This window comes from Pedobacter terrae (assembly GCF_036946585.1).
In the GTDB taxonomy this organism is placed as follows: domain Bacteria; phylum Bacteroidota; class Bacteroidia; order Sphingobacteriales; family Sphingobacteriaceae; genus Pedobacter; species Pedobacter terrae_C.
This window is the reverse complement of the sequence record NZ_JAQIIV010000009.1, coordinates 36258-48370: the sequence shown is the minus strand read 5'-3', so window position 1 is coordinate 48370 and position 12113 is coordinate 36258. Positions and strand designations below refer to the sequence as shown.

The following is a 12113-nucleotide window of genomic DNA, read 5'->3' as shown; positions in this document are numbered from 1 at the left end:
CAATTGAAATTCTTACACATCATATTGACGAAAATGAATAAATCATGCCTTTTTTGGAGCTTAAGCTGTAGATCAAATTGCCATCTACTTTCTTCGCTACTGCATTTAAACCTTTAATTTTAATTTGATTTGAGGTCCTGATTTTAAAGGGCTCTCCATTCAATGATTTAATGGTTCCGCTTAGCAGTTTTCCATCTTTCCATTTAAGTGATACTTCGAAACCACCTCTGGCTTTTAATCCGCTAATATGTCCATCAGGCCAGGCAGTTGGTAGTGCAGGTAATAAGTCAAGGATATAAGCATCCTGGCCATTTGCACCGGTGTATGATTCCATACTTTGCAAAAGCATCTCGGTCATGCCCGATACGGCACCAAAATTTCCGTCAATCTGAAATGGGGGATGAGCGTCAAAAAGATTGGCATAGGTACCTCCCGCATCTGCCATTACGGTTTCGGTTTGGCTGGTGAGACGCAATTGATAAGATAATAGTTTGTGCGCATGGTCGCCTTCTCTTAACCTGGCCCAAAAATTTTCTTTCCATGCGATAGACCATCCGGTACCGTCGTCCCCTCTTAATTCAAGGGTTTTTTTGGCTGCGTTTGCCAGTTCGGGTGTGCCTAATGCGGTAATCTGCCTCCCTGGGTGTAAGGCAAATAAATGTGAAACATGCCGATGGTGCGGATCGTTAGAATTAAGATCCCAGTCTTCGTTCCATTCCATTAACTGCCCGGCTTTGCCAATTTTTAAAGGACTGATCTGGTTACGGGCTTTGAGTACCTGATTTTGAAAGGCCTTATCCTCATTAAGTGCTGTAGCCGCTTGAGAAACATTGTTCAGCAGATCCCAGATAATTGATTTTTCCATTGTTGCGCCTTCCGTAACGCTGCCACTTTTCTTATCATCCGTTATAAAATAATTTTCGGGTGAGGTAGAAGGCGAGCTAATTAAATAACCCCTTTCATCTTTAATCATGGTAGCCATATAAAATTCTGCAGCACCTTTTAAGGTCGGATAAATACTTTTCAGGTAAGCTTTATCTCTGGTGAAGGCATAATGTTCCCATAAATGCTGGCAGACCCAGCCGCTACCCTCCGTTAAAAACACCCCATGATAAATCTGCCCCTGGGCTGGTCCAGCCCCAACCATTGGTGGTATAACCATAAAACCAGCCAGGTGTTTCCGGGCCATAATAGGTTTTAGCGGTTTTGGTTCCAGGAATGACCAGGGTTTGGGTAAGCCTGATCATGGGTAGGTGCATTTCCGACAGATTGCTCTGTTCAACCGGCCAATAATTCATCTGATAGTTGATGTTCGATTTATAATCACACTTCCAGGGTAGATCAAGCCCATCGCCCCATAAACCTTGTGAATTAGAAGGCAGCAGATTATCTGGTCGACTGGATGAAATCAGCAAATACCTGCCATATTGATAAAAAAGTGTGGCGAAAGCAGGATCGGCCAATCCATTACCATAATTTTTAAGGCGCTGGTCTGTTGGTAGGTTTGGCACTTTATTGGATCCCAATTCAAAATTCACCCTATGGAAATATTTTTGGTATTCTTTGATGTGATTTTGTTTCAGCTCTGGATAGGATTTGGCCAGGGCATTGGCCATTTGTTGCGAAACCATGGCATGCGGGTCTTTCCCCTGAAACAATTTGGAATAATCAAGTACATATGATGTTCCGGCGGTCATCACAATTAGTAATTCGTCAGCGTTTTCTACTTCTAATTCATTGCCTGATGCTTTTACCGTACCACCGTTATTTACGACCGTCAATTGTAGCTCATAAGTTAATTTCCCTCCTGCATTTCCGGTCATGATGAGTTTGTTGGGTGCTACAAATCTGGTTTGCGCACGTTCCAACCTACTTAAGCCCAATTTAACACTTAAACTGCCTTTTTTTGATGCCGTTAAACGTTGAATGATTGCTTTATCTGCCGCACTGGAAAATAACTCCCGCTGATATTGCGTGCCGTCAACTGTAAAAGAGAGACCAGCAGTGGCCTGGTCTATGTCCAGCCATCGGCGATAACCGCTTACTGGTTTGTTATCAGATAGTTTAAACTTCATGTTTAAATCACCCAGTGTCTGATAAGAAGCGTCATAAGGCGTAGGCGAAGTAAAATGATCATGGGTTAACTGCTGCGCTTTTTTATAATCTTTGTTGCGGATGGTCTTCCTGATCGTGTCCAGATATTGATAGGCGCCCTCACGGTCTGCATCAGGTTGAGGATGATCAGACCAAAGCGTAATTTCGTTAAGCTGCAGTCGTTCATTTATTGGGTGACCAAAAATCATGGCTCCGAACTGACCATTTCCAATAGGCAGGGCTTCTTCCCATACCTTGGCCGGCGCTGTATACCACAAGGTTTTATTATTGGGCAATTGGGACACAGTATTTTTGTTTTGGGCATAACCTAAGCTGATATTAAATAGAATTGAAATGCCTAGAAGCTTAGTGGTAAGGTTTAGTTTCATTTGAAAAGATTATTGGATACGCAAAATAAATTTCCTTAAGTTTATGGGTTTAATGTGTCTGATCTTGACGCTTTTTATAACGTGATCGTTATGCTGAACTTGGTTCAGCATCCTTCAAGCTGGATTGTCCTGACCTGATCGCTGAAATTTTTTATAGCGAAATAGCGAGTTGAAAATGTCTGCTGAAGATCCTCAAAGGTGTGTTATTAATTGATTTTTGTTATCGTTTACCGGAAAATTGCCAGGAATCAAAATAAAATAAATCATGTTTCCCTTTAAAAACGAAATAAAGATCATGCAAACCTGTTAAAGTTTTTACTGGTGTTTTTATAGTTCTCCAAACATCACCTTCACCTTTATTGGTCATATTTACTACACCTAAAAGCGGTCCCTCTATCGCATCGCTGTGTACCTCGATCTGACCTCCATAAAGCGCTGCTATTAATACCTCTACAGCACTAGCTCCTTTTGAAAAGTTAACATTTCTTACTTTGATGTAATCTCCGTTATGGATCGACGTAAGTACCATTCCCGAAGGAATTTTTCCTCCATTTGTTGCAGATTTAAGGTGCCCCAATGTTGCGGCTACATCTGTTTTGACACCTTCGCTATAAGCCATGGTAACCGCTTTTACGTTTTGATATGGATTGATCGAACCAACGCTTTTCAACTCTTCCGGTGTCCAAAAAGGGAGTTTTTCAATTTTGCCATCTGAAGTGTATTTAAGTTCTTTTACCCGAACGGAGCGGCGTTCATAGTGCTGACTCATTGTTTTGAGCCTCAAGGTCTGATCAAAGCCAAATACATAAGATTTTCCTTTGTAGTCAATAATACCGGGATGGTTGCCGCTCGAGCGAGCATCTCCATCCATAATCATACCTCCATATTTCCATGGGCCTGTAGCTGTTTCGCCCGTGGCATAACCTATTCCTTCCGGGCAGCAGGTAGAAGCGTAGGCCATATAATATTTTCCGTTCCGTTTCCAGGCCCAGGGTCCTTCCTGATAATGAAAAATATCATCACTACCTTTAACTTTTGCAAATGAAGGATCTTTGACCAGGTCACCAGAGGTAGATATCATGTCTTCGTTAAGTTTAACATACCATAGATTCGGATTGCCCCAATACAGGTATGCCTGTCCATCATCGTCAATTAAAACAGAAGGGTCGATATCTTCCATCGAATTTTTGATCAGTGCTTTCCCAATAGGATCTTTAAACGGGCCATAAGGACTATCTGCTACCATTACACCAATACCGGCAGCATTTGGCATTGAGCAATAGAGGTAAAACTTTCCATTTCTTGCGATGCATTGAGCGGCCCATGCACCATCTGTCGAATTTGCCCATTTAAAATCTTTTACAGATGCTACGGCACCATGGTCAGTCCAGTTAACCATATCGGTAGAGGTATACAGTAACCAGTCTTTCATTTTGAAACCAATTGCACGGTCGTCATCATGTCCGGTATACAAAAACACGGTATCTTTGTACACCATAGGAGCAGGGTCGGCCGTAAAGCTGGTTTGAATAACGGGGGTTTGAGCTAATGCCAGTTGTCCGGAACATAACAGAATTAATGAAATATGCAAAAATTTTAGTTTCATGTTAAGAAGCTTGGCTGGTTAATTTGGTTATATCTGGTTTGCTGATATTCAAATATAATCTTCCAGGGATGTTAAAAATTTATCTGAAACCGACATTTTTTATCACTATTCCGATATTAATCGTTTTTCTTTTGAATGACGATAGCATTAAGCCGTTTTTTTTTAAACGTAATTAGAAATGCTGATAAATAACGAAAGCTCCATTGAATGGAGCTTTCGTAGCTGTTGATTATATTATATATTCAGGCTACTTATATATTTTTTATAATGTGCGCTAAAATCGATCAGCTTTTAGCTGAGTCCATCATTTTCGCAATTGATTTTTTTATTACATCCAAGGGTAAAATGATCGTGGCCGTTCGGCTGTGCCTGGCAATGTTAATGCCCATGAAGTTTCCACCACTATCGAAAACCGGGCCCCCGCACTCATCTGATGGGATGGCTGCATCCTGAACAAATACTTTTTCAAATCCGTCTGAACGTAAACTTCTTTTTCCTTTATAGTTTAAGGTGATGTCGCGCGTTAGTCTTTCCTTAAAATCAAGATCAATTGTTAATGTTTTATTCTCTCTGATAATGCCCAAACTAAGATGATCGCCCATTACCAGGCGATTCATTTCCTGTTGATAAACCTGTTCGTCTGGTATTGCTTTGCCATTGATGGATATGATCTGATCACCAATTTTTAATACCTGATCAGCAGGATAACCACGTGCAATATCTTTCACCATCATTTTACCGTCTTCCTTAAATACCAATGCCCCTAATTGAGCACGGCTAAAAAGCAGTGGTAGCTGGATTTCTACTGTGCTAATAATTCCTGTTTTACAATCTTTAGGATCTATAGGTGAGTATAAAAATTTTCCAAGATTATCAGAATTTAGTGGTTTGTATCTCGTTTTCCCCGATTTTTACACCTTGAAAATCGTTCATTCTACCAGCACGACTTAAAAGTACCAGATCATTTTCAGGATCACGGCTTAATATATTTAGCGGAATTTTTACACCATTATCCGTCATCCAAGGCTGCTCGCCAAGCATAGAACTTTTACTAAGCCATAGTACGGATGGCAGGTCTTTTTGGCCAAGGTTTATTGCAGTAGCGAGAATGTTCTGTTGCGCATTGCCCTTTGTACTATGCAGCGTAGTAACCTGGTTTAAAAATTTAAGTCCCCACTGTGAAAAATGAGCAGGCGGCGCCACCGTAAAACGCTTGCTAGGCACCACGGGCGGAAGCGGCTGGGCTACTGGTAATTGGCGGTAATTAATTGGTTTTTGTAACGCACTCCAATACTGGCGGAACAAATTAACCGGGATATCAAAATTTTTATCCTCACTGATTTTAACGTTATCGCGGATACCGATTAATTTCCCCCGAAGATCGAAAAGGCCGCCGCCAGAATCGCCGGGTTCCATTTTACACGTAGATTCCATAAAGCCATCACCGGCATCCAAGCTGGTCAAACGGCCGAAACGGAGGTTGGGTTTAGTTTGAAAGAAACTGCCGGGGTAGGAGATGGCCAGGCAGCCTTCTCCAACTACCAGATTTCTGTTATCAGCCATCGTTACAAATGGCCAGGCGCCTTTGCCTTCCATTTTGAGCATCGCCAGGTCGAATTGTTTATTTCCAGCATCTAGTGCAATCTTTCCTAAAGCAACAGCCACACCTTTTTGGCCGTTTGGAAATTCTACCCGGTATCGATGGGTAGGCTGAACTGAATGCGCAGCGGTTAATATGGTGCCGTCTGAAGAAACAATCACTGCACTAAAGCCACCAAAATCACGATCTGCCAGGGTATCCCTGATGACCAGTTTAATACAGGCATCAACCACGTCCAAATTTGTTTTGCGCAACAAACTTTCTATTTTTTTTGCAGAACTGATCTTCTGCGCTTGTGTTTCTACCGCCAGATGAGAAAAAAATAACAACAGACAAGCTATTCTAAAAAGATTGCTCATTTTTTAGAAAAGATTTGATCTAATTTTTGTGTGAGTTCCTCGCCTCTAAGGTTTATGGCCAGTATATTGCCATTACCATCCACAAGAAAATTAGAAGGGATAGATTGTAAACCATAGTATTTCAGGATTTCCCAATCTCTGACCTGTTTCCAGGGCAGACGATCTTCATTTACAGCTTTTTTCCATTTGTCAACATCATTATCACACGATATGCCCAGAATATCAAATCCTTTTGCATGATGTTTATTATAGTTCTCTAATAAATTAGGGTTCTCTCGTCTGCAAGGTACGCACCAGCTTGCCCAGAAATCTATCAGTACAGTTTTACCCTTATAATCGGCAAGGGTAACCATCTTACCGTCTAAATCTGGTATGCTAAACGACTTTAATGGTTTTCCGGTTGCCGAGAGTTGTAAAACAGAAAGACCTTTTTTTGCTGAAACGCCTGCTGAGGATTTTCTTAAGGACAGATCAATGCCCTGGAATAGCGCATTTGCCCTATCATAATCAATCCTGGAACTGATCAGTAAATTCAGCAAATGCAGACTTACGTGGCTTTTTGGATTATTCCTGATGTACTGCTCTGCGAGGCCACTTGAAATCATCTGCCCGATTTTAAACAATTGTGGTTTCAAAACCGTTGTATCTGCACTACCATTTGCCATTAGCGCATCCAGGCTATCGGCCTGTTTAATTAACAACATCCTTGCTTTAATGTAAGAATTGAATACATTTTGGGTAGGGGCACCGGTAATGCTGATATTGAATATGGAATCCAGGTTGTCTACACTTCCGTGCAACTTCAGTTCTCCACGTTCAGCAAAAAAAGGATAGTCGAAACTTTGCCCCTGAAAGGGAAGTTTTAATGTTGCCATGACAGGCGTATCGATTGGTGCTGTTACGGTGAATGCACCGTTTTTAACAATTATACGATCGTTATGTGTTTTTCCTTTAATCATGTAACTTAAAGATATACTATCCGCATTACAGCCACCCAACTGGCCGCTCAACCGCATTTGTGCTTGCAACTGGCTTTTTACTGAAAATACCAGCAACATTAAAAGAAGATAAATTTTGTTCTTCACTATTTTGTTTTTTATTAATTTAATTCTTTAACCTTCTCAATAACTGCGGTCATTTCTGCGACCAGATCAGGAGTTGAACCCCCAAACCCTACACTGTTTAATCGGATAAAGCCATTACGATCGACGATCACTTTATGAGGTATACCGCTCACCTTGAAGCACTCTGCCACTTTATTTTTTTTGGTATCCTTGTCTTTTAAATCTACATAAAGCGGAAGTGTAAAGTCATGTGCTTTAAAATAAGCCAGCGATTGGTCTCTTACCTTACTAAAAGATTCGCCAGTGATTTCTTTGGTGTGAATGAACAGAAATTTAACATCCGGATCATTTTTGTATTTATCTACCAATAGCTGCATACCTGGCAGTGCTGCCTTACAGGGCATACACCATGTGGCCCAAAAATCAATTACCATGATTTTATCTTTAAAATCTTTCAATGATACCGTATTGCCGTTGGCATCCAGCAGCTCAAATTCTGGTGCTTTTTCTTTGATCAGGTTTTCTCCATTATAGTTTTTGTACTTGGCTTCATACTGTTTGACTCTCAAACTCTCGATAGAATCAAGATGTGCTTTTACATCTCTTTTTGGATACATGAATTGATAAGCGCGTTTATATTCACCCTTGATTTCTTCATCCTCTGTCTCGTTTTTGATCATTTTTTCAAGGGCTGGAAATGCAGCCTGGTAGTTACCGCTTTTACTGAGTAAAATGTTGTAATGATCAATTTCATTTTGAGATGGCTTTGGATTTAAATCCAATACCTTTTTTGCGATAATGACTGCATTTTTATAATCCTGTTTTTGTTCCAGCAGGTAACGCTTCATATTCAGGAGCATAATTCGCTCTTCTTGAGGCAATTTTTTTTGCAATAAGGTTTGGTCTACCCGTAAGCTAACCTGTTTTGATATCTTCGGGTCATTTACCAAAGCCAATTGAGACCAGGCCATTAAGCGATCCTGGTCTTTTGTTTTCTGTAAATAGACCATGGCCTGATTAAAGTTACCTGCCCTGGCGTAATCGCCAGCCAGTAAAGCATAGTTATAGCCATATTTTTGATTGGGAAATTGCTTTTTGATGTAAGCCAATATGGACAGCTTTTTATTCAGATCCTTTTCTACAAAAAACTTTTCCTGTGCTTTATTAAAGGCAAATTGTTCTTTGGGTATGCGTTTCGCAGCGAATTCATCCCACTTGCTACGGGGCCATGCTTTGGCGAGCCCATATTGGGTGAGTAGCTCCAGGTCTTCTTCAGATCCCGTTGCGAGTGCCGATAGCTTTTGGTTCAATACCACGGTATCCTGAACGCTTTTTAGTTCTTCCAGCTCTTTTTGAAGATCACGGGTGCTTTGCGCAAATAGCTGGGCGAAACAGCTTACCGCGAAGCTTAAACAAATAATAGTTTTGCGAAACATATAGGTTTTTCTTTTTTACAGATTAATTTATTTAGTTACCTTTTCGATAGCTTACAACAGAAATCTCACCAAAGCCATCTACTTTTTGAGCGTAAGTGCCGTTACTGAATTCTCCCAGCGTGTTTATTTTAAAGAAGTACACGCCACCTCCAGAAGCCTGGTTGGCTGAGACTACCATTGATCTGTTATCAGCCGGGTTGATCTGGATCTGTTTGATCTGAGTACCGGAAGGAAACGTATAAAGTAGCTGAGACGACTTCAGCACAATATCATATAAATAAATACTGTTATCTGTAGCATAATATACCTGCCTTAAAAACTTAGAAGCAGCAAATGTTTTGGCAGAAGCGATAGCTGGGCTATTCATTATTTTTTCATTTACTTGAGGTTGTGCCCCTGATAATGAATAGATGAATCGATCGCCATTGCTATCTTGCATGATAAAGAAAAATTCATCTGCTGAAGCACCATCCATTGCGCCCACCATCAGCATTCCGGTATCTCCAATGTTAAAAGCAGCTTTTGCAGATCCAAATGTGGGAATTAAACTAAAGCTGCCAAAAGGCACATACATAAACCTTTTGTATTTGTTATCATAAAAATAAGTGGAAAATAAACCGTTGGTAATTACTTTTGGAAAGAGGTTATAGTCACCTTCTAATCTTTCAGAATAGGTAACACTAGCAGGGTCATTAAGCATGGAGGCTGCATAAAGGCTTCCATCATTAACCAAATACTCTTCGGTGGTAAACCTTGATACTCCAAAAGCAAATTTGTCTTTTACCGGCGTGAAACTAGTAGTTGATTTTCCTGAACGTAAAAAATCAGTCGCATTAAAGCGGTAGCTCCCTTTGTCAGTAAAAAAACTTACCCCAAACCGACTCTCATCACTATTGTAAAAAACATAAGCGCCAACAGCATTGCCTGGAAAAGTGGTTTGATTTACAGCCCCTGCCGGATTATAAAATACTTTATAGTCTGAACGGATAAAACCCAACTGCGCATTACCCGAAGCGGTGCTGCTCACCAGCCAGCCCTCGCCAAAAGCATCTGTAACCCTTATACTATAGATTTTAAAAGTGGATACTCCAGTGGCTGAATTGGTGATTTTGTATTCCAGGTTATAACCATCTTTTAACGGTGGATAAGGGATAACAGCATTTAATGCTTTTGTTGTGGCCAGAACTTGTGCATCAAGTCCCTCAATAGGAGAATAAGGATAAATTTTCCACTGATAGGTAAATCCCTCACCTTCAGGTTTACTTTGTGTAATCTGCGGATTAATTTTTAGCGTGTCAAACTGGACGATAGTCAAATTTACACTGTCTTTAATCTCTAGTTCGTTTAGTTCTTTATAGTTAAAGTCCTGACTTTTTTTGCAAGACCATAAGGTGGCACAGCATATCAACCATACGCAAATGCAATATTTTATTTTCAACATAGCTTAGAATGTAATTTGGTTACCGAATTCATCAATAAGAGGGCCGTTCGCCTGAACATAATCTGAAAGTGCTTTTTTCAAATTTACCTGGATCAGGAACATTTCACTAAAACCAATTACATTAGGGTCGAAATTGGTGAGTCCTGTCACTTTCACCATAAATTTAAATCTTACCACACTAAAGTCTCCAAAAAAGAAGCTGATATTCTGCCAATAATCGGGTTCAATGAGCTGATTGGTGATATTGACTTTCATTTGAGCGAAGTTTTTAGACTGATCTACTGCTATTCCCGCCGCACCAGAAATCAATTCACTTCCAGGATCAACGCCAAGTACCAATTTGAAACTTTGGTTAAGCATTTCTGGCGTATTGAATACAATCAAGGGGTAGTTTACAAAAACTGCATTGGCTGGTAACTTCACTTCAGGCAAAATGTAATCTACATTCGGGCGTGCGGTTGATCCGGCCATTGCCTTTAACTTAATACCACGTTCCACACCTGAAGGTTTGCCTACCAAGCGCATTTTGATGAATATGGTATCTTTCGTTTTAAAGGTTGGTTGTAAAGCGAATGAATAATTGGTACTATCCGGATCAGAGGAGAATCTACTATAGAAACTAATTCCATCACGGCCATCAAAGGTTTTTATATCGTCTTTCTTGCAGCCAATGGCAAAAGTCAGCAAGAATAATAATATCGTTAAGTATCTCATTTGTTTAGTTGTAATTTGGATTAAACTCTAATTCTTGATCGGGAATAGGCAATACATATTTAGATAGCGGAATATCTGAAGTCATGAACTGCATCCGTGTGATGTTTTTTCGCTTGTAATAAAAGAAAAGCTGACCCTCTGCATGAAATTCCTTTTGGTACTCCTTCGTAATCTCATCGTTTAAATCCGCTTGACTAAGGTTAGAGGCTAATGGCGTTTTGATATTCCTGTTTTCACGTACGATATTCAGGTAATTGATGCCATCTGTTGTAGTTGACGCGCATTCGGCCAGGATATAATACATCTCCGACAAACGGATCATAGGTACTAACTGATCCAAACGATCGTCAGAAGGGTTGATACCAGGGTAGGTTTGCCAAAATTTTGAACAAAAGGTGATACCTGCCTTATTGCTGTCATCTACATCAATTCCCGCGATATAGCGGATATCAGTACTCGATCCTTCATAGAGTTTAAAATAATCCGTTGTGGGACGGCGCATGTTGGAAGCACCACGGAAGTAACCTGGGTCTGCCCAATCTTTTAGGTTGGCCACCCTTAAACCGAAAATTTGTTCTGTAATATAGATCCGGTCTTTGTTTTGATCTTCAGCCGTTGCAGCACCAAAGGTTACAAAAGGGAATTTATTTGCATCCACCACCAATTTCGCGGCAGTAAAGGCTTTGCTTTTGTCACCAGAAAAAAGATAAACCCTGGCTTCTAGGGCCTTAACCGCGTAATAATTCATCTTAATGTTACGGTTGGTCTGGCCATTCAAGATCGGATCTGATTTGGACAAAAGCTGTTCTGCCTCATTCAGATCTGCAAGTATAGCCAATACCGTGTTCTGTGTAGTTAGCGGTACTGACGTAGACTGGTTCACATCTTTTTTGTAAGGGATGGCTTTTTTACTGATTCCACTCACATATTCAGGCCCGAATAACCGCAGCAGTTCGAAATGCATATAAGCCCGCAAGGCCACAGCCTCACCACGAATCCGACTGTAAGCCGAGGTACTTAATACATCACGTCGCTTTTCCGTATTTTGGATCACCTTATTGGCACCGGCAATGGCATTATAACCATTTGTCCAGATTGAACTGCCAAATCCAGCTACTTCCTCTGAGGTGAAGTTGAATGTAGCGGTATCGTAAAATCTTTGATTAAGGGGAATCGCATAATTCTGCGCCAGCGCTGAAGTAAAACCCATGGTCAGGTTGTCGCCAAATAGGTTTTGTGACGCAAAGAGCGAATATACCCCATCTAAAGCCTGTTGAAAACCCAGTTCGGAGCTAAATAACTGGCTTTCAGAAACAGATGATTTCGGATTTACGTCAAGATATTTTTTGCATGACGTTAGCATAGCGGTTAAACAAACCAATATGGCTAAGAATTTTTTGTGGTTCATGT

At 40.6% G+C, this 12113-nt stretch carries 10 protein-coding genes; all 10 read right to left on the bottom strand.

Annotated elements, in window-relative coordinates; all coding sequences use genetic code 11:
• Positions 1–19: 19 nt before the first annotated feature.
• Positions 20–1189 (bottom strand): glycosyl hydrolase family 95 catalytic domain-containing protein, encoded by a 1170-nt coding sequence (locus tag PGN18_RS13465; RefSeq protein WP_335320033.1) that lies wholly within the window; start codon positions 1187–1189, stop codon positions 20–22.
• The gene (locus tag PGN18_RS13460) at positions 1086–2483 is read right to left on the bottom strand and encodes a glycoside hydrolase family 95 protein (protein ID WP_335320031.1); all 1398 of its coding nucleotides are present in this window, start codon (positions 2481–2483) and stop codon (positions 1086–1088) included. The genes PGN18_RS13465 and PGN18_RS13460 overlap by 104 nt, the downstream gene beginning before the upstream one ends.
• A gap of 220 nt (positions 2484–2703) precedes the next feature.
• Positions 2704–4089, bottom strand: coding sequence for a family 43 glycosylhydrolase (locus tag PGN18_RS13455; protein ID WP_335320029.1), 1386 nt, complete (start codon positions 4087–4089; stop codon positions 2704–2706).
• Positions 4090–4373: 284 nt separating this feature from the next.
• Complete coding sequence (locus PGN18_RS13450; RefSeq protein WP_335320028.1) at positions 4374–4847, bottom strand: PDZ domain-containing protein; 474 nt, start codon at positions 4845–4847, stop codon at positions 4374–4376.
• A gap of 115 nt (positions 4848–4962) precedes the next feature.
• Positions 4963–6048, bottom strand: coding sequence for a S1 family peptidase (locus PGN18_RS13445; protein ID WP_335320027.1), 1086 nt, complete (start codon positions 6046–6048; stop codon positions 4963–4965).
• Positions 6045–7133 (bottom strand): TlpA disulfide reductase family protein, encoded by a 1089-nt coding sequence (locus PGN18_RS13440; RefSeq protein ID WP_335320026.1) that lies wholly within the window; start codon positions 7131–7133, stop codon positions 6045–6047. The genes PGN18_RS13445 and PGN18_RS13440 overlap by 4 nt, the downstream gene beginning before the upstream one ends.
• 14 nt (positions 7134–7147) lie before the next feature.
• Positions 7148–8548: a TlpA disulfide reductase family protein gene (locus PGN18_RS13435; RefSeq protein WP_335320025.1), complete on the bottom strand. Its 1401-nt coding sequence runs from the start codon at positions 8546–8548 to the stop codon at positions 7148–7150.
• Between the two features lie 31 nt (positions 8549–8579).
• On the bottom strand, positions 8580–9989 hold the full coding sequence (locus tag PGN18_RS13430) for a PKD-like family lipoprotein (RefSeq protein WP_335320024.1): 1410 nt from the start codon (positions 9987–9989) through the stop codon (positions 8580–8582).
• A 3-nt stretch (positions 9990–9992) separates the two neighbouring features.
• Positions 9993–10703, bottom strand: a complete 711-nt coding sequence (locus tag PGN18_RS13425) for a DUF4843 domain-containing protein (RefSeq protein WP_335320023.1) — start codon at positions 10701–10703, stop codon at positions 9993–9995.
• A gap of 4 nt (positions 10704–10707) precedes the next feature.
• Positions 10708–12111, bottom strand: a complete 1404-nt coding sequence (locus PGN18_RS13420; protein ID WP_335320022.1) for a RagB/SusD family nutrient uptake outer membrane protein — start codon at positions 12109–12111, stop codon at positions 10708–10710.
• Positions 12112–12113: the final 2 nt, after the last annotated feature.

Bases quoted from the DNA above. Each gene is read 5' to 3' on its own strand.
- PGN18_RS13465 (WP_335320033.1), bottom strand. From the start codon at position 1,189: ATGGCCCGGAAACACCTGGCTGGTTTTATGGTTATACCACCAATGGTT.
- PGN18_RS13460 (WP_335320031.1), bottom strand. From the start codon at position 2,483: ATGAAACTAAACCTTACCACTAAGCTTCTAGGCATTTCAATTCTATTT.
- PGN18_RS13455 (WP_335320029.1), bottom strand. From the start codon at position 4,089: ATGAAACTAAAATTTTTGCATATTTCATTAATTCTGTTATGTTCCGGA.
- PGN18_RS13445 (WP_335320027.1), bottom strand. From the start codon at position 6,048: ATGAGCAATCTTTTTAGAATAGCTTGTCTGTTGTTATTTTTTTCTCAT.
- PGN18_RS13435 (WP_335320025.1), bottom strand. From the start codon at position 8,548: ATGTTTCGCAAAACTATTATTTGTTTAAGCTTCGCGGTAAGCTGTTTC.
- PGN18_RS13430 (WP_335320024.1), bottom strand. From the start codon at position 9,989: ATGTTGAAAATAAAATATTGCATTTGCGTATGGTTGATATGCTGTGCC.
- PGN18_RS13425 (WP_335320023.1), bottom strand. From the start codon at position 10,703: ATGAGATACTTAACGATATTATTATTCTTGCTGACTTTTGCCATTGGC.
- PGN18_RS13420 (WP_335320022.1), bottom strand. From the start codon at position 12,111: ATGAACCACAAAAAATTCTTAGCCATATTGGTTTGTTTAACCGCTATG.